The 15782-nt window shown below is 72.1% G+C and carries 12 protein-coding genes; 2 read left to right on the top strand and 10 right to left on the bottom strand.

Translation table 11 applies throughout. The features are described 5' to 3' along the window. Positions 1–189 precede the first annotated feature (189 nt). From KXC43_RS41310 to KXC43_RS41275, 8 genes are all read right to left on the bottom strand, one after another. On the bottom strand, positions 190–363 hold the full coding sequence (locus KXC43_RS41310) for a hypothetical protein (protein WP_221381717.1): 174 nt from the start codon (positions 361–363) through the stop codon (positions 190–192). Between the two features lie 13 nt (positions 364–376). After that, positions 377–1993, bottom strand: coding sequence for a TRAFAC clade GTPase domain-containing protein (locus KXC43_RS41305; RefSeq protein ID WP_221381716.1), 1617 nt, complete (start codon positions 1991–1993; stop codon positions 377–379). 1 nt (position 1994) lies between these two features. After that, a complete protein-coding gene (locus KXC43_RS41300; RefSeq protein WP_221381715.1) occupies positions 1995–4385 on the bottom strand; it encodes a GTPase-associated protein 1-related protein in 2391 nt (796 codons plus the stop codon). After that, positions 4382–5563 carry a zinc ribbon domain-containing protein gene (locus KXC43_RS41295; protein ID WP_221381714.1) on the bottom strand — a complete coding sequence of 394 codons (1182 nt, stop codon included), beginning with the start codon at positions 5561–5563 and terminating at the stop codon, positions 4382–4384. The genes KXC43_RS41300 and KXC43_RS41295 overlap by 4 nt, the downstream gene beginning before the upstream one ends. After that, the gene (locus KXC43_RS41290) at positions 5563–8253 is read right to left on the bottom strand and encodes a SaeA-related protein (protein ID WP_221381713.1); all 2691 of its coding nucleotides are present in this window, start codon (positions 8251–8253) and stop codon (positions 5563–5565) included. Before KXC43_RS41290 ends, KXC43_RS41295 begins: the two co-directional genes overlap by 1 nt. A 7-nt stretch (positions 8254–8260) precedes the next feature. Beyond that, entirely contained in the window at positions 8261–9940 is a 1680-nt protein-coding gene (locus KXC43_RS41285; RefSeq protein ID WP_221381712.1) for an Hsp70 family protein, read from the bottom strand. Next, positions 9933–10559 carry a nucleotide exchange factor GrpE gene (gene grpE / locus KXC43_RS41280; protein ID WP_221381711.1) on the bottom strand — a complete coding sequence of 209 codons (627 nt, stop codon included), beginning with the start codon at positions 10557–10559 and terminating at the stop codon, positions 9933–9935. The genes KXC43_RS41285 and grpE overlap by 8 nt, the downstream gene beginning before the upstream one ends. Before the next feature lie 462 nt (positions 10560–11021). Continuing rightward, positions 11022–11501: a hypothetical protein gene (locus KXC43_RS41275; protein ID WP_221381710.1), complete on the bottom strand. Its 480-nt coding sequence runs from the start codon at positions 11499–11501 to the stop codon at positions 11022–11024. 73 nt (positions 11502–11574) lie between these two features. On the opposite strand from KXC43_RS41275, the gene KXC43_RS41270 reads away from it, so the two are divergent. Continuing rightward, the gene (locus KXC43_RS41270; protein ID WP_221381709.1) at positions 11575–11997 is read left to right on the top strand and encodes a hypothetical protein; all 423 of its coding nucleotides are present in this window, start codon (positions 11575–11577) and stop codon (positions 11995–11997) included. A gap of 208 nt (positions 11998–12205) precedes the next feature. Continuing rightward, the gene (locus tag KXC43_RS41265; protein WP_221381708.1) at positions 12206–13198 is read left to right on the top strand and encodes a hypothetical protein; all 993 of its coding nucleotides are present in this window, start codon (positions 12206–12208) and stop codon (positions 13196–13198) included. A 20-nt stretch (positions 13199–13218) separates the two neighbouring features. Here KXC43_RS41265 and KXC43_RS41260 read toward each other — a convergent pair whose 3' ends face one another. Next, entirely contained in the window at positions 13219–14703 is a 1485-nt protein-coding gene (locus KXC43_RS41260; protein ID WP_221381707.1) for a VWA domain-containing protein, read from the bottom strand. A 71-nt stretch (positions 14704–14774) separates the two neighbouring features. Beyond that, complete coding sequence (locus KXC43_RS41255; protein ID WP_221381706.1) at positions 14775–15731, bottom strand: hypothetical protein; 957 nt, start codon at positions 15729–15731, stop codon at positions 14775–14777. Positions 15732–15782 lie beyond the last annotated feature (51 nt).

Below are 15782 nucleotides of genomic sequence, written 5' to 3'. Positions count from 1 at the left end.
CGCCCGCGCGGCCCGCCCCGGGGGGGGGGCCCCGGGGGGGGGGGGGGGGCCGGCCCCCCCCCCCGCCCCGCGACCCACTTCTACGCGATGTGGCTCTCCATGGCGTGCTCCTCGCGGGTCTCGGCAGGCGGGCTACGTCCGACCCTTCCGCCTCGGCCTACCGCGGCCCTTCCGAATGTCTACCTGTGCTCAGCTCTGCCAGCTGTTCCTCAGCTGCAGCACGAGCTGCCTGCCCCCGTCGTACGCGTGGTCCCAGGCGCCGCCGAGGATGATCGCAGCGATGACCACAGCGGTCAGGAGCACCAGGCCGAGCGCGACGGTGACCCGGGACCCTCGGTGGCTGGGGGGAACGTCGAGATTCATGTTCTCTCCCTTCTCAGGCCCGGCTCGTCTCGCCGGCCAGGTGTTCGTCGCTGCCGCGCTGCCCCGGCACCGGGATGGGCTCGTCCTCGAGCAGCCAGCCGAACGGCGCCAGCGGGCCGCGGCCGAGCGCCGGGTCGGTGGCCGAGACCGCGAAGTAGCGGACCTCGCGGAAGTCGCGTTCGGCCGCGTCGACCAGATTGTCCAGGCCGAGCCGGATCAGCCAGGCGCGGACCGCGTCGCCGTCGTCGTGCAGCCGGTCCTCGTACGGGAGTTGCTGCACGAGGTCGAGCTTGGACACCACGAAGGCAAGCCGGTTCCGGTCGGTTCGCACCCCGGACTGCCGCAGCCGGGTCGCGACGTTCTGGTACGAGGGTTCGGGCGGGTCGGCGGAGGCGTTGGCGGCGTCGAACAGCGAGCCGAACCCGCGCCGGTAGCGCTGCCTGATCTCGGGCACAGCGAACGGGTCCAGCACGAAGATCAGGGTCCGGGCGCCGTCGAGGTACTGGTATCCGGAGTTGCGTTCGGGGTCCGACAGGGCCTCGCCGGCGGCGTCGTAGACGTGCAGCAGCGCCGCCCGCCGTCCGTTGCGGAAGCGCAGGGTCACCGCGATCGGCTGATGCGCGGCGTCCGTCTTGCTGGCCGAGCCGCCGCGGTCCACCACCTGTGCGTAGGTCTCGAACGTCCGCCGGCTGTGCTCGTCGGCCAGGGCCACCGGACCGCTCGTTGTGCTGCGGAGCAGCCCCACGACGCCCACCATGACGAGATGCGTCTTGCCGGACGCGGGCGCGCCGAAGACAGGGATGCGGATGTCGGTGGCCATTCCGGCTCCCTCGTGCAGGCCGGTGCCGCACAGCGGGCAGTACGCGGCCATCGTGCGGCCGGCCCGCGTCACCATCGTGGGCAGTCGCTCCCCGCACCCGCACCGGCGGTAGAAGACACCGAGCAGGCCGGGCCTGATGTCCCGGTGCAGCGCCGTGTCGCCGTGGCCGCCGGGGCACCGGTAGACCGGCAGCGCCGAGATCTCGTAACAGCGCGGGCACGTGCCGGCTGAGCGCCGCACCAGCCCGGCGAGCCGGTCCAGCGCACGCAGAACCACCACGGCGACCAGCCCGAGGCCGAGGACCAGCACGGTCAGTACCGCAGCCACGACAGCGGCCAGCAGCACCGCGACGGCGGCCCCGGCCGTTCCCGCGGCCAGGAACACCGCTATCGGCAGCAGGACCGGCCACAGCGCGAGACCGAACCAGCCCATGGAGGAGGCGCCGTCGGCCGCACCCACCCACACCCGGGCTACCCACTGCGCGGCGCGCTTGACGACGACCGACCAGTCGAGCCAGACCTGGACGACGAAGTAGGCGGGCCACGCGAAGTCGGGCCGGATCGCCTTCGGCGGGCGCAGGATCCGGAGCCGGCCCGCTGCCACCCTGTCCGGCGTGAGCACCCGCTCCTCCTGATAACCGAACAGCACCAGGAACGCGATGACCAGCCCGGCCGCGACACCGACGGCGAGGCCGCCGCCGCCGGCGATCAGCGACACCGGGAACGTGAGGTAGACGAAGGCCAGTCCGCACAGCCACAGGTAGAGCCCGAAGGCGACGACTGCGGCCAGAACGGCGAGCACGATCGGCATCTCAGCTCTCCTTCCGGGGGCGGAGCTTGTTCCAGAGCGTCTTCTCGCTCTCCTGCACCAGCACGTTCCAGTCCTTCATCCGGCGCGGTTGAATCTCCGCGACCAGGTCGCCGGCCCGCCGGCGCCGCTTGTCGCCGGCCCGGCGCATCCACCGGCGGAGCTGGTCCGGCCACTCCTGCCGGAACTCCGGGCCGAGCAGCCGGGTGCCGCCCAGCACGGCGACGACGGCCGGCGGCACGATCTCGTTGCTCTTCCGCACGACCTCGAGCAGGGCGCGGCCGTACTCGGCCCGGATGCCTTCCGGCAGCAGGGCCGCCAGTTCGTCACAGGCCCACGGGTCACGGACGCTGAGCAGGGCGGTGGCGATCTCGTGCTGCCAGATCCGGCGTACGACCGGCGTCACCGCGGCGAGGATGCGGCGATGCTCCTCGAGCGCCTTCCGGTCGGCCCGGACGACGGTCTCGCACCACCGCTCCACGGCCGAGTCGTCCGCGAGCAGGATCTCGAAGCCGCGGGGCAGCCGGACCAGCCCGTGCTCGTGGAGCTTGCGAAGCAGACCGACCTCCGCGTGGCGGGCCCGGCCGGGTTGATCGACAGCCCGCAGCAGCGCCGCGAAAATCGGGTCCGGCAGCACGGTCCGAGCCGGCAGGATGTCGACGAGCATCGCGTACTCCGTCGTTGTCGGTGCGGTCCGGCGCCACAGCGCCTCGGCGGTTCGCCGTACCTCACGCGCTCCCAGCGGCACGGCCCGGGTCAGCATCTCGAGGACCATCGTCTGCCGGCCCTCGCCATTCGCCCGGGCCATCTTGGCGGCCAGGACGGCCTCGAACAGCGCGTCGTCGGGCAGGGCCTCCGGGATGACCCAGTGGTCGGCCCAGGCGTCACCCACCTCCGCACCCCGGCCTTCGCCGACCCGGTCCAGCAGCGTGCTGTGCAGCCGGGCGCGCAGGGTCGGCCCGGCGACGCCCCAGGCATCCGGCCGGTAGCGCTCGTGGGGGTGATCGGCCCAGTGCGCCATGAACTCGTGCACGGCCTCGCCCGCCACGTCCACGTCGTAGCGCAGGTCGAACCGGGCCGCCACCCGCAGGACTGCCTCGAACGACCGCGCGCCGCGCCACGTGACCAGCTCGTCGGGCACCAACTCGGCGCAGCGGGCGGCGTGCTGCTCGGTCCACATACCGGCCGGCAACGGTGGCAGCTTGAGATCCTCGGCGGTGCCGCTGGCCGAAGCCCGGGCCAGCTCCGCGCTGATCAGGGCGATGCGCACGTCGGGGGCCCACTCCCGGTCGATCTGACCCGTGCGGGCCACCTCGTCCAGGCCGAGCAGCACGTCCTCGGGCCACTGCTTGACGTTGCCGACCAGCTTGTCGACCAGCACGTTGCGATCCTTGGCCAGCAGGGTGGGCGGGGTGTCGCGCAGCCAGCCGACGGCGAGGCGGGCCACCGGCAGCGACAACACCGGCCGGCGCAGCACCATGGTGGTCGCCAGATCGAGGGCCTGCCCGGGATCGGGCAGGCCGTTCGCATCGGCCTGTTCGACCACGTCGAGGACGTCGTAGGCGTCCTCGTCCAGCAGCAGGCGTACCCGCCGGCGGGCGTCCTCCGGCACCGGCACGTCGCTGAACTCGTTACGGGTCAGGTCGAAGACCGCGTAGCCGCCGTCGTCAGCGACCCCGGCCGAGGTGCTGTCCCAGTCGGGGTGCACGGCGACGATCGGCTGGATCGCGTACGCCGGGTTGGTGGTGAACACCTTGAAGCCGATGCCCACGGCCTGCCGCTGGGGGAGCAGCAGCGTGGCGGCGCTGATCCAGCGCAACACCTCGGTGGCGTCCTCGCCGATGAACAACACCCGCGGACCGCCCGACGCCAGGCCCTGCACCGCGGCGAGGAGCCGCTTGAGCAGTTCCTCGCCGCGCGGGCTGGTGGTCACGAAGGTCTGCGCCGCCTCGATGTCGAACGGGCCGGGCTCCCAGTCGTCCAGCAGCGGCGGGCACTCGGTGGTAGGAGCGGGGCGAGTCGTCCAGAAGGGAGCGCCGAACATCTGCGCCGGCCGGACGAGGTCGTAGCGGGCCGGATCGGCGGTGACCACGGCATGAGTGAGCTGATTGCCCTCGCGACCGCCGTTGGCCTCCCGGCCCAGATAGACCCCGGCCGCGGTGACGTAGAGGCCGTCGGCCGTGTGGGCGAACGACGGCGGATAGTCGGCCACCGGGCGGCGCTCCCGCATCCATTTGGCCGGGGGTTCGTAGAGCACCGAGTTCTGGGCCAGGGCCATGGCGGCGCGGTCGGCGCCGGGGGAGCGGGCCTGGAACTGCAGGCCCGCGCTACCCTGCAGACCCTGACCGGGTACGCAGTCGGTGTAGATGAGCGTCTCGAACGCGGCGCCGCTCATCGCTGCCGCTGCCGGGGGATCACGTCGAACTGGCTCAACAGCCACAGCAGCGGCTCCGCCACCCGGAACGGGCGGATGCCGTTACGGTCGACCTCACCCGACGCGTAGTCGGGCTGGGCGCCGAGTGCCGAGACCGGGAAGTAGCGGTAGTTGGCGTAGTTGGCCTGCAGGTGGGCGTCGATGTCGTCGGCGCCCCACTCGTGCAGCAACGCCTTCACCTGCTCGTGGGTGTCCTCGCCGGCAGTCTCGTCGTAGCCGCCGGAGGCCGGGGGCACCCGCAGCATCGGATGCTCGGGACCCAGCACGTCGAAGAACGCGTCGATCTTGGCGAACGCCACCGCGACCGGGATCCTGATTCGCCCGCTGCGCCGGACCGCCTTCTCGTGACGGAGCTTCTCGGTCACCCGGTTGAGCACCTGCAGGGCCGGTTGCTCCGAGCGAACAGCCTCCTTGGGCAGCCGGATCTGGTTGCGGGCCGCGGGAATCATGAACGGATCGAGCAACAGGATGAGCGCGTCCGCGGCGTTCAGGTAGGTGAGGTCCTTGGTCTTCTCGTCGTCGTTCAGGTCCTCGCCCGCGGTGTCGTAGAAGGACAGGAAGGTCGTGCGGAACCGTTTCACCAGGTTGCCGAATCCCGACTGTTCCTGCCGCCACTCGAACACGGTCGGGGGCATCCGGCCGGTGACCGCCGCCGCCGTCTGGTTCATCAACCGCTGATCGGCATAGACGGTGCCGACGAATTCCCGGACGGGCTCCTTGACGGCGCCGGTCATCCGCACGTCCGCGCCGAATCGGCGGCGCAGATTGTTGAGCAGCTCGTGGGCCAGCACCGTCAGATAGACCGACTTGCCGGTGCCCTTGGCGCCCGCCATCGCGATCAACGGACTGGCGCCGGCGCCGAAGCTGGACGACAAAGGTGTGTGGCATTCGGGGCAGACCCGGTGCCGGCTGGTGGCGCCGCAGTCCGGGCAGTCAGCTTTCCCCGGGCCGAACGACAGACGCAGGGGCGGGGCGAACGACGGGCGGACCGACTCCTGGAATCCCGTCAGGTGCAGGCGGGCCTCGTCCTTCTGTTTCGTGCAGCCGGGACGGCCGGGAGTGCCGCGCCCCGTGCACTGATACCAGAGCCGGTTGCCGTCGATCTTGTTGTAGCAGTACGGGCAGGCCAGTCGAGTCATCACGACACCTTCAGCTCGGCGACCGGTGGGTCGATCAAGGTCACGTCGGCCGGCCGGACGACGAAACAGCGGATCCAGTACGGCTTGGCGGTTCGCGGCACGGTGAACTCGAGCGGCAGGGGGACACCCGGCTGCAGCACCAGGCCTTCGAACCGCTCCACGACCACCGCCGGGTCGGCCCGCAGCGGCATGACCGTCCCCGGCGCGACCACCACGGCCAGGTCCAGGCCGGCGCAGTCCTGATCGCTGACCAGCTCGATCACGCGCAGGGTCCGGTTGCGCCAGCCGGGCACGCCGCGGATCGAGTAGCGCATCCGGGCCGCGCTCCCGGCCACGGCCCGTGACACTGGCTCGGACAGTGACTCGCCGGCCGGCCCGACGGTGACCGCCCGGACCGTCACCTGGCCGCCCGCCGGTCCGACCGGCAGCACGCAGCCGTCGCCGTCGACGTACGCGGCGTGGGTCAGCCGGCGCTTCGTTCGCCCGGCGCCGGGCTGCTCCCACTCCACCTCGACGGAACCGGCGTCCGGCGGCCACACCCAGGTGACCGTCGCCTGGCCGCCGGTTCGCCGCACGTGCAGCCCGCGCACCGGCTCGGTCTGGCCGAGGTGGACGGCGCGACCGACGACCAGCCCGGCCGGACCGGCGGTCAGCGGAACGTACATCTGCGGACCGAGCGGGATGTCCGCCTCCAGCACGCAGGTGCCGGCGTAGTCCTCGGGCAGGCCCGGCACCTCGGCGCCCCAGCGGCCGGCCGCGGCCGGGTTGATCGTCGTGCCGTACTCCCAGGGCGGCGGCCCGGGCGCGTACCGGACGCGGACCGCCCCGGCGCCGGCCGGCCAGGTCAGCCGGACCAGGACGTGGTCGCCCAGCCGGCGTACCGCCTCGACGGCCAGCCCGTCGAGGGGATGAGCCTCGGCGGCGGTCGCACCGGAGACGACGGCTGTCCGGGACAGCACCTCGCGGCGCCGTTCGTCGTGGTAGACCGCGGTCAGGGCGTAGAAGTACGCCACGCCCTCCTCGACCTCGCGGTCGACCAGGGTGCCGGGGCCGGTCGCGACGACGATGCCGTCCTCCGGGCCCCGGGGTGGGTTTTCCGTCGTACGCCGCACCCGCACTTCGACCACGCCGGCCGGAACCTTCCAGGTCACCGTGATCCGGGTGGCGCCGGCCCGGACGGCCACGTCGGCCGGTTCCGGGGTGAGCCGGATGCCCGCCACGGCCGGGCGTGACCAGACCGAGCCCGTCGCCGCCTTGGCGAACACGGCGTACTGCAGGTCGCGGGCCGGGGGCGGCCGGCTGTCCGTCGCCGCCGACAGCCGGGCACCCTCGGCGATCACTTCACCGTCCTGCGGCGAGGCCGGCGCGACGCCTTCCCGCCGGACGACGCGATAGCGGATGTCGTCGACCGCCGTCGCCGGCGCCTGCCAGGTGAGCTTGACGCCGGTGCCGGCGGTGACGACCCGGAGGTCGCGCGGCGGCGCCATCGGGAGGCGTCCCTGAAGCACGAGCACGCCGTCGTCGTCCTCGGCGATCCGCAGGGCTTGCCGGAACAGCCGTTCGGCCTCCTCCTCCCGCTGCCGGTCGAGGGCCCGGTCGGCGTCGGTCAGCAGCGCGGCCAGCTGCTGCACCAGCTTGTCGATCTCGGCGACGATCTGCGGGCGCTCCGGGTCGTTGGCGGGCAGCGTGCCCAGGGCGTCCTGCGCGGCCCGCAGCCGTCCGGCCGCCAGCATCTCGCGCAGCTCGCCGGCCACCGGCGAGCCCCCGCTGACCCCGCTGGGCAGGCTGGCCACCACCAGCTCCGCGTCCTCCTGGGTCAGGCCGAGCCGGGTCGCCTGCCGCACCAGAAGCGCGTCCGCGAGGTTGTCGGCCCGGCCCGCGACCAGGTGCTCGACGATCTGGAAGAGCGCGATCTCGCGGAGGTCGGCGCCGTTGCCGGCCGCCGTGGAGAGGATCCGGAGAGCCGCCCGCCGGGAGCGCAGCACCGGTGAGTCGGCGGACCGGTCGGCGTCGGCGATCCGGGCGTCGAGCGTGGGACGGTCCAGCCGCCGGGTCCGCTCGCCGACCACCGAGAACTGCGCCACGAGCGAGAAGGGGCCGCTCAGATCCGGATGCAGCAGCTGCACCAGGGTCGGCACGCCGGCGTCGCCCAGACGCTTCTGCAGGTCGCGGTAGACCGTGCGGTCGAGGCCGCTCTCCTTGGGCAGTTGCACGACCTCGACAACCTGGATCCCGGCCTGCCGGACCGCGGCGTCGAGATCCGCCGGGTCCAGGCCGGGATACTGCTTGGCTGCCGCCTTGACCTGGGCCGCGGTCACCTTGCCGACCGCTCCGAACGCCTGGCGCAGGTCGTCCGCCAGCTGCGCGACGACCTTCCGGGAGTCCCGCGAGCGCTGCTGGGCGAAGGCCTGCCACCAACTCGGGTCGCCCAGGTCGACCCCCGGTCGCCGCTGCAGCTCGGCATCGGCGGCAAGCAGGCGCTTGCAGACCTGGGCCCGGCTGTCCGGTCCGCCGGCGGTCTGGTTCCAGTACGTCCGGAGCTTGCGCAGATGGGTGGCCAGCGCGGCCGCGTCGGTCATTCCCGGCTCGATGGCGTACCGGCGCAGCAGATCGTCGTCGGTGAGCGGACCCTTGCGGCGGCGCAGGTCGAGGACGACCTCCCGCTCGTAGCGATCGGGCTCGAAAGGCATCGTGCTCTCAGGACCTCACCGTGATGGCGGAGACGGTCGCCGCGGCCGACCTGACCTCCTCGTCGGAAAGCACGCTGACCTGCACCTCGATGATCAGGTCGCGGCCGCTGCGGGGCTCGTTGGCCTCGACCCGCAGCAGGCCCTCGCGACTGACCGTCATCTGCACCTCGATCGGCGAGCTCGCCGGCAGCCCGGCCGGCAGCCCGGTGATCAGGCCGCTGCCGTGGTCGACCGCCTTGTTGGCCGACAGCTCCCGGCTCTCCTCGCCGCCGGCCTGCTCGTAGATCTGGACCTTCACCTCGCGCTGGTCCGGGACCACCGTGCCGGCCGTCAGGTCCTGCCGGCTGGGCAGCGTCTGGTCGGCGTGCACCAGGTGCTGGATGTAGCTGTGGCCCTCGATGTCGTCCTGCCAGCCCGGCGTGTCGGTGTCGACCAGGCGTACGCCGAACGCCTTGGGCAGAACGGTGGTGATCTCCTTGCGGGCGAAGGCAGCCAGCTTGTCGGGGTCGAGATTGGCCGCCTGGGCGATCGCGGCCACGCGGTCCTGACGCTCCCGCGCGTCGGGGCTGTCGCCGTCGGTGGCCGCCCAGTCCCAGATCGCGCTGCTCAACGCGTACCGGGCGGCGCCCTTGGCCACGGCCAGGTCGGGGTCGTGCAGGCGCGGCTTCCAGCCCGGGAACTTCTTCTCCAGGGCTGTCCGCACCGCCGGCATCCGACTGGACCCGCCGACCAGCAGCACCTCGTCGATCAGCCCGGCCGGGTCGTCCGTCGCCACCTTGGCGGCGAGTTTCTCGAGCGTACGGTCGGTGTAGCCCAGGGTGCGATCGAGCAGATCGCCGGTCATGGTCTCGAACATGTCCCGGGTGACCTCGACGGTCGCCTGCTTGCCGCCGAAACGCAGCGGCACGCTGCGCGCGGAGACGCTGGACAGCTGCCGCTTGACGTCCTCGGCCTTCTCGCGCAGCTCCTGCATGAACTCCCGGTCGTCGTTCGGGTCCTCCTCCACCGAGGTCTGCGCGACGAACTCGTCGACCAGGTGACCGACGAGCCGGTCGTCCCAGTCGACACCGCCGAGCTCCTGGTCGCCGTCGGTGCACAGCACGTCTATCCGGTCGGCCGACACCCGGATCACGGTCGTGTCGAAGGTGCCGCCGCCGAGGTCGTACACGAGGATGACCCGCTCGGCGTCGGTGGCCGCCACGTCGTACTGCATGGCCGCGGCGACCGGCTCGGGAACGATGCCGATGACGTTGAGCCCGGCGATGGTTCCGGCCTGCTTGGTGGCCTCGCGCTCGAGCATGCCGAAGTAGGCCGGCACCGTGATGACCACGTCGCGGACCGGACGGCCGGTCTCCTCGGCGGCGTCCTCGGCCAGGCGCTTGAGGACCAGGGCCGAGATCGACTCCGGGGTGTAGGTGACCCCGTCGAACTCCCAGTTGCTCTCCTGGCCCATGCTGCGCTTGACCCGGGCCACGACCTTGTCCGGGTAGACGACGGCCAGGTTCTTCGCCTGCTCACCCACGACCACGTTGCCGGCCGACTCGAAATAGACGACCGAGGCCAGGGTCTCCTTGCCGGTGGAGGCGTTGCGGATCACCGCCGGCTTGCCGTATTCGTCGATGTAGGAGATCACCGAGTAGGTGGTGCCGAGGTCGATGCCGAAGAACGACGTGGGCTGCTCAGACATGGTCTTCCTTCTCCAGGGGCGCGGTGACGGGTTCGGTCCATCGGTGGACCCGTACGGTGGCGGGCGTCAGCGCCCGGCCCGAGGTCGTGTCGAGATAGCCGTCGCTGAGAACCGCGGCGATCCGGTCGTGGTCCTCCGGCCGCGGCGCCGGAAGCACACCGTCCGGGCGGTGCCGGGCGGGGTCGAAGGCATCGCCGGCCGCCGGCCGGATCGGGGCGACGCCGCCGCGCTCGAGTGTCAGCTCCAACGACTGGGCGTACGAGCCGAGCAGCCCGGCCACCTCGCCCGCGTCCAGCCCGTTGCCCACCGCGCCGGCCTGCCGGAGCAGGTCGTTGCGCAGACGCTGCAGATCGGTCAGCACCGGCATCAGGAGCAACCGGCGCTCGCCGGCCCGCAGCTTCTGGTTGTCCTCGTGCAGCCGCTCGATCATGCTTTCCCGCGCGGCCGACCGCTCGTCAGCGGCCCGCACTTCCTGCTGCAGCTCGGCCACCGCGACGGCGAGTTCGGTCAACCGGGCCCCAAGATCCGGCGCCGGCTCCGCCGCGACCGGTTCCGGCCCGGCCGCGCCGGCCGGCTCCTCCGTGGCGACCGCCGCACCCGCGTTCTCATGAAGGGTCATGCCCGGTCCTGACGGACAGCCCGCCCGAGCACTCGTCCGTCAGTACCGCGACGACGGCTGTCCGCGAACGATCGGAGTCCGATGGAGCCGGTGATCCAGGCGGCGCGGGTGGTACACCCAGCCGGGAGCGGAATCCGCCTGCTCGTGCCAAGAGTCGCTGACCAGGTCCGTGCCAGTGAATCGGCCCGGCTGTGCGGGATGCACACCAAACTGCCGCCGATGGAGCGGGCCGACCGACGGCGGTTCGACAGCTTTTGCGTGGCCGCGGCGGGTCGGCGGGTCCGCGAACGGCAGGTCGTCGTGATCGCCCATATCGTCGTCGCTGTCCTTGTCGCGCTTCCGACGGCTTGGCTGGTCGCGGCGACTGTCCGATCGCGTCCGGTCGAACTGTTCGGCTACGCGCTGGCCGCGGTCGTGCTTACCCTGCCGGCCGGATGGGCCCTTCGCGGGCGGCGGATAGTTCTACCTCTGGCGCTCGCCGTGTTTGCCGTTGTGGTGTGCGGCGCGGTCTGGCCGGGCGTCTCCGGGCCTCGACCGTGGGACCCGCGCTGGATGCTGCTGGCGCCTGCCGGCGGCCGGGAGCAGCTGATCTCCGGAATCGCCCTGGGTGCGGCTCTTACCTTCGTGCTGATCATTATCGCACTCGTGTTCCGGGTGGTGTTGGCGGTGATCGTCCGGTCGCGGCCGGGCGGCGGCGCGCTGCCGGTGCGGGCCTTCGACCAGCTTCTCGCCGTCGTCGACCTGCTCCAGCAGACTGACGCGCCGCCCGGCGACGATCGCCGCCGCAAGATCGACGCGGAGTTGCGCATGGCGGAGGTGACGCTTGCGGTCATGGCGCGCGGCGGGCGCCCGTCCGGTCGGCGCCACCGTCGTGAGTACAAGGATCAGCAGAAGAAGATCGTCCGGCTGCTGCAGGATCCCAATCCGCTGCTCGGGGCTCACGGACGCCGACGACGAACTGCTCGACCGGACCGCCACGTGCCTGCTGGCTCTGTGCCGCGACCGGCTCGGCGAGGTGCTGGTCGCGCTGGAGGACACGCAGGAGGTAGTCGCGGCCGGGGATCCCCAACCCGATGCGGACACCTCGGCCAGGGCCGGGCGGGAAGGGGCCAAGGAGAAAACTCTCCGCAGGTGGCGCATGGGGGGCGGGTTGATCGGCCCTACCGTGATCTTCTTGGTGCTGCACGTGTCCGGCTTCCCGATGCCGGACACGATGGCGGCTCTTCTCGGCGGCTTCTGTGCGCTGTTGCTCGTGGCTGGGGTCTTCTGGCTCGTCTACCCGGAGCCGGATGTCTTTCTGCAGCGGTTGCTGCCCGGCCTCAAAGAGATCTTGGGGTTCTTCGCCGCACGGACCGCTTCAGCCTCCCCGGCAGAGGATGCGGAATCGGCAACGGCGGCCGGCGGACCGGATGAGGGCTCGGGGCCCCGAGAGGCGTGACCTTGCTGGGGCATGTCCGCCAATCATCCGGCTCGATGTCGGCTGAACGTCTGGAGTGGACGGGGCGAGTAGACGTCAAGGTGACCGGATGGTCTCCCTCGGTGACCGTTTACGGTCTAGCTCGGGTGTCGCTCTTGGTTGTCCACTTTGCTGGCGCCGCGAAGTTCTGCGGCGTACGTCACCGACAACGGAGGGAGCCGCCGTGGGGATGCCCAGCTCATCCACGATGCATGTGTTCAGTGCCGTCCAACTGCGGGACCTCGCCCGGACCGGCTGGCTGGCCGGTATCGCGGCTCAGGCGAGCAAGGCGGAGCGCCGCGTGATGACCGGCGCCGCGTACGAGATCGTCTATCCGATCGTCTTCGCCCGTCTGACCCGGGCCCTCGAGCTCAGCCGCGGCCACACCGTCTGCGCCAAAGGCGTGGACCGGCTGGCCGAGGAATGTGTGGACGGCTTCCACGACGACGTGGAGGCCGTTGTGGAGGACTTCCTGACGCACTGCCGCAACCCGGTGCAGAACCTGGAGGCCTGGATCGGCGGGCGGGTGCGCGCTGCGACCGTGGACGCTCACCGGCGCCGCCGTGGCGAGCGGGGCGCGCTGCAACGTCCGCGGTTGCCCGGGTGGCTGTCCGCAGCCCTCGACGACGACCGCTGGCTGACCACGCTGGCCACCCGGATCCTGGTCTGGGTGGGTGTCGAGACGACTGCCGGCGGCCAGGTCTGGCCGTTCGAGTCGTGGGCCGGCGAGCGGGCCTCCCGCACCGGCGACTGGCTGGGCAGCACTCCGGCCGTGGTCGCACGCGAGATAGAGACGGTGCTGTCGGTCATGCGCAGCCGGCCCGGCTGGTACGAGTCGTACGTGGAACGGCCGCTCGGCCGCAAGCAGGCGCCCCTGGCGGCCACTCCCGATCTCGCGCAGCCGGTCGCGGACCCCTACGCCTCGACGGACAGCGAACTTCGCAGGCTCGCCGGCGAGGCCGTGACGGCGATCGACAACCGATGCCGGGTCGGCGAGGACACCCGTGCCGTGGTCGTCGACGTGATCCGCCGGGTCTTCGGCGGCACCTTCGCGGCCGGCCTGGAAAGGGCGCCGCACGCGACACCCGACCCGTTGGGCGGGGTGACGGGAGCACTGGCCGACGCGGCCACCGTCAACCGGATCGTCGGCACCGTCCGCGCGATCATCGCCGACACGGACTGAGCCGGGGTGGCGGCGCCGGCTCAGCGCAGGTTGCTCGGCCGGGCCGCCGCCCGCCACGTGAAGCGCACGCCGCCGATGTTGACTGTGACGTCCGGTGTGCAGTGTCGGCTCTCCCGGCGGGCTTCGCTGCCGTCCGGCGAGTACGTGATGCGCAGCTCCACCGGCGCCGAGCCCAGCGAGCCGCGGGTCGCCGAGACGGTTCCGGCGCCGGGAACCCCGGCGGCGCCCGCGGTAAGTCGCAGCTGTCGTCCGGACAGCGCGAGCGTCCGCTCCGGCTTGTCGCCGTTGCGTACCGACAGGGTGCCGAACAGCTCCGGGCGCAGCCGGCGCCCGCGGGCCCACCAGGCGACGGCGACCAGGGCCGCCAGCGCGACAAGGCCCAGGCCCCACTGGACGGCGCTGCCGCGCTGGGCGGAGAGTTCGACGTCGCGCCCGGCCGCCTTCAGGACGGGCGCGAACTCCAGGCCGAGCTCGCCGGTGATCACGTCGTGCCAGGGCGAGCCGATCCGGCCGGTCAGGGTCAGCGGGGCGGTTTCGCGCACGGTGGCGAACGGGGCGACACGCCGGGGACCGGCCGGCCATTCCACGGTTACCGGCACGGTGACGCTGCCGCCCGGCGGTAGCTCGATCGGCGTTCCCGGCACACTCGCCCGTGCGCCGGGATTGCCCGTGGCCACCGCGAGCCCGTCGATGGTCAGCGGCACGCGGGTCAGTTCGGAGGTCAGGCGGACGGGCAGGGTGCTGCTGCCCCGGCCGACGGTTCCCTCCGGCCACGTGACAGTGATGCCCTTCAGGGTCTCGCCGGCCAGCAGCGTCCGCGCCTTGGCCGCCCGGGCCGCCTGCTTGGGCTGATCGAGCGCGGTGGTCAGCCCGTCCAGGCCGGTCGGGCGCAGGGTGCGCGCACCCGGGAAGACCTTGCCGAGCAGCGGCGCCCCGGTGTTCGCGGACAGCGGGACGGCGAACGCGCCGAGAGAGGTCTTCTTCAGTGCCCGGGCCCGCTTGGCCAGCGCTGTCCACTGATAGCCACCGGTGAACGGATAGGGGCTGCCGGCCGGCGGCTCGTGCCGCCCGTCAGTCAGCAGCACCACGCTGGCCACGGCGGGCGCCTTCGGGCGGCTCAGCACGTCGAGGCTCTTCTCGAGGGCGGCGCCGATGTCCGTGCTCCCGCCGTCGGCCTCCGGCGGCAGCCGGCTGGTCAGGCGGGCGGCCGTGCGCCCGGCGGCCTGGGTCCGGGCCGGGCGGGGCTTCTCGGCGAACGGAACGACAGTGACCTGGTCGTCCGGCGCGAGCGCGGTCAGGAACTCGCTCAGGCCGCGCTTGAGCTGAGCGTACCGCGGTCCCCGCATGGAGCCGGAGACGTCGACCAGTACGACGTAGTCGGCGGGAACGGTGTTCACCCCGAGTGCGGTGTAGACCTGGTCCGATGTGGCTGGTGCGGCTTGCGCCGGCGTGGCCGCCGGCACCCCGCTCAGGACGAGCACCACCGTCGCTACGGCGCGCAGCATGTTATCCACTTCCTCCCGGCCTGCATCACCCCTGACTGACGGACAGCCCGGACTGACGGACAGCCCAGGGGTCAGCTTTCCGGCTTCCAGGCCATGCCGTACCCGTAGCCCTCGCGCAGCCGGTTGAAGCGACATATGACGTCGCCGTTGCCGTCGGGCTGCAGGGCCTGGGAACCGGCGGCGCCGTCGTTCAGGTCGAGATAGGGAACCTCGTCGAGCTGCCACACCTCGGCCGGCGGCCGGTCGGGGTGGAACCGCACCCGTACGCTGCCGCTCTCGCAGGGGTTGAGCGGCACGATCGCGTAGTGGTTCCAGGTCGGCTGGCCCGGTGGCAGCACGACCCGTAGCCAGAACTCGTGCTCGCGGTCCGTCTCGATCTTGCGCGGAAGGCTGAGCACGACGCGGTAGTGGTTGCGTTCGGACTGGTGCTCGACCTTGGTCACCCGCGCGCCGAAGAGCGTGTCGATCACCAGTTCACCCCGGACCCGTCCGTCCGGCGTCTCCGGCAGGCCCAGCCGGACGGTGACCTCCTCGATGTCGTGGGTGGCGACGATCCTGCGCATCTCGTAGAGCTCGGGGGTCGGCGTGTCGAGGCGGAACAGGGCGGTCAGCGAGGCGACTCGCCAGCCCGGGCCGGCGCTCGGCTCGAGCGCGCCGGAGCTGAAGCCCTCGGCTGCGGTCACCATTGCGCGAAGGGCGCTGTCCATGACCCGGCGGGCGGTGCGTGGTGCGCGGTTCTGCAGCCCGGCCAGCGTCTCGACCCGCTCGCGCAGCGTGGGGTAGCGGTGCTCGCGCTCGATGGCGAAGGCCAGCCGGCCCGCCTGCTGCAGGTCCGGCGGCAGGTCGGCGATCAGGCGCTCCAGCAGAGTGATGACCTTCTGCCGGACCCGCGGATCCTTGTCGGTGGCCGAGATCTCGCTGAGCGACCGCAGACGGGGCCCGATGTCGCCGGCGATGCCGGGGCGTTCGACACCGCGGCGATTGCGCAGGTCCATCAGCTCCTCGTACAGGCCGGCATCGTCGGGCATCGAACCTCCCGGAGAGACGTCGTCACCGTCTGTAGACGTTAGAGCAGCGGA

Origin of the sequence: Paractinoplanes polyasparticus (assembly GCF_019710575.1) — a bacterium.
GTDB lineage: Bacteria > Actinomycetota > Actinomycetes > Mycobacteriales > Micromonosporaceae > Actinoplanes > Actinoplanes polyasparticus.
This window is presented reverse-complemented; position numbering and strand designations above follow the sequence as displayed.